The following is a 1977-nucleotide window of genomic DNA, read 5'->3' on the forward strand; positions in this document are numbered from 1 at the left end:
GCTCGCCGTGGACCCGGTCCCGTGGACCGCCCGCTACCAGCTGACCACCACGCCGGACTGGGCCACCGCGCGGGTCGAGGTCGAGGCCGAGGGTCCCGGCTGGCTGCGCCGGGTGACGCTGGAGCGGGCCGTGGGCCGGTGGCGGGTCACCACCGCCGAGCAGGGCGACCTGGACGCGGCCCTCGTCGTGGCCGGTCATCCCCGGGCCGGGCTGCCCGGCACCGACGACCCGGACCGACTGGCCGACGCGCTCGACGTCGACCTGAGCGGCTCGCCGCTGTTCAACGCCCTGCCGTATCACCGGCTCAGGATGGCGGCCGAGCCCGCCGACGTGGCACACCGGATCACCGTCGCCTGGGTGCTGCTGCCCGGCCTGGAGGTGGTGCCGGCCGAGCAGATCTACACCGGGCTCGGGCCGGGGCGGATGCGCTTCGCCAGCGGCACCTTCACCGCCGACATCGATCTGGACGACAGCGGCTATGTGGTGCGCTACCCCGGGCTGGCCGAACGGATCGACCCCCGCTGACCGACACCGAGCCAGGCCACGGCCCGCTTGGCGGTTCAGCCGGGCCAGACTCCGGTGGCCAGGAAGCGGTCGATCGTGGCCAGGTGCGGGGTCAGGTCGAGGCCCTGGGCGCTCACCCAGTCGTCGGCGTAGTACGTGTCGGCGTACCGGTCGCCGGGGTCGCAGATCAGGGTGACCACCGAACCGGTCCGACCCTCGGCGAGCATCGCGGCGATCAGGCCGAACGCGCCCCACAGGTTGGTGCCGGTGGAGCCGCCCACCCGACGGCCCAGCAGCGCCGATCCGGCGCGCATCGCGGCCAGTGACGCCGCGTCCGGCACCTGCACCATCCGGTCCACCACCGAGGGCAGGAACGACGCCTCCACGGTGGGCCGGCCGATCCCCTCGATGCGGGAGCCCTTCCCGGTCCGTACCGACCAGTCGGCGGCCAGCCAGGCCGGGTAGAACGCCGAGTTCTCCGGGTCGACGACGCAGAGCTTGGTGGCGAGCCGGCGGTACCGGGCGTACCGGCCGATTGTCGCGCTGGTGCCCCCGGTGCCGGCACCCACCACCACCCAGGCGGGGATCGGGTGCCGCTCCAGCTCCAGCTGCGCGTAGATCGACTCGGCGATGTTGTTGTTGCCCCGCCAGTCGGTCGCCCGCTCGGCGTAGGTGCACTGGTCCATGAAGGGCCCGCCGGAGTCCTCGGCGAGCCACCGGGCCTCGACCACCACACTCGCCGGGTCGGCCACCAGGTGGCACCGGCCGCCCTGAAACTCGATCTGCGCGATCTTCTCCGGTGAGGTGGAGGCGGGCATCACCGCGATGAACGGCAGGCCCAGCATCCGGGCGAAGTACGCCTCGGAGACCGCAGTGGAACCCGACGACGCTTCGACGATCGTGGTGCGCGGCCCGATCCAGCCGTTGCAGAGCCCGTACAGGAACAACGAGCGGGCCAGCCGGTGCTTCAGAGAGCCGGTGGGGTGTGACGACTCGTCCTTGAGATAGAGGTCGATCCCCCATTCGCGGGGCAGCGGGAACGGCAGCAGGTGGGTGTCGGCCGAGCGGTTCGCGTCCGCCTCGACGGTGGCGATCGCCTCGGTCACCCAGGTCCGGCTGGATTCGTCGCACCTGTCGAGATGAGTCACGCTCGGAAACGTAGCAAGCTGACCAGGGGTGGTCAGCGCCGGTCCGGCGATGCCGACCGGCGGCGTTGGCGGCGCTGACCTGCGCGGCCCGCGGCGCGGACCAGTGGGGTCAGTGTGACGGCCAACCTGGGCAGCGCGTCCAACAGGCGCACCTGCGCACCCCGCCAGCGGGGCAGGCTGACCACCGGGCGTGGTCGGCGGGCCAGCCGGACCACCCGGGCCGCCACCCGCTGCGCGGTCAGCATCGACCCGGTGAACGAGGCCACCGCCCCCGGGTCGTCCAGCCGGTCGTGCAGCATCGGGGTCCAGATGCCGTCCGGGCAG

2 protein-coding genes and 1 pseudogene are annotated in these 1977 nt (G+C 73.0%); 1 reads left to right on the forward strand and 2 read right to left on the reverse strand.

Going from position 1 to position 1977, the window contains the following annotated elements:
- On the forward strand, positions 1-526 hold a 526-nt coding region (locus KBX53_RS31310; protein WP_247676493.1), incomplete at its 5' end, for a putative glycolipid-binding domain-containing protein.
- Between the two features lie 35 nt (positions 527-561).
- Here the strand turns inward: KBX53_RS31310 and KBX53_RS31315 are convergent.
- Both KBX53_RS31315 and KBX53_RS31320 read right to left on the reverse strand, forming a co-directional pair.
- Positions 562-1653, reverse strand: coding sequence for a PLP-dependent cysteine synthase family protein (locus KBX53_RS31315; RefSeq protein ID WP_210863361.1), 1092 nt, complete (start codon positions 1651-1653; stop codon positions 562-564).
- 32 nt (positions 1654-1685) lie between these two features.
- A pseudogene (locus KBX53_RS31320) lies at positions 1686-1977 on the reverse strand (SDR family NAD(P)-dependent oxidoreductase); the annotation flags it as partial.

This window comes from Micromonospora sp. M51, from assembly GCF_018070305.1.
In the GTDB taxonomy this organism is placed as follows: domain Bacteria; phylum Actinomycetota; class Actinomycetes; order Mycobacteriales; family Micromonosporaceae; genus Micromonospora; species Micromonospora parva.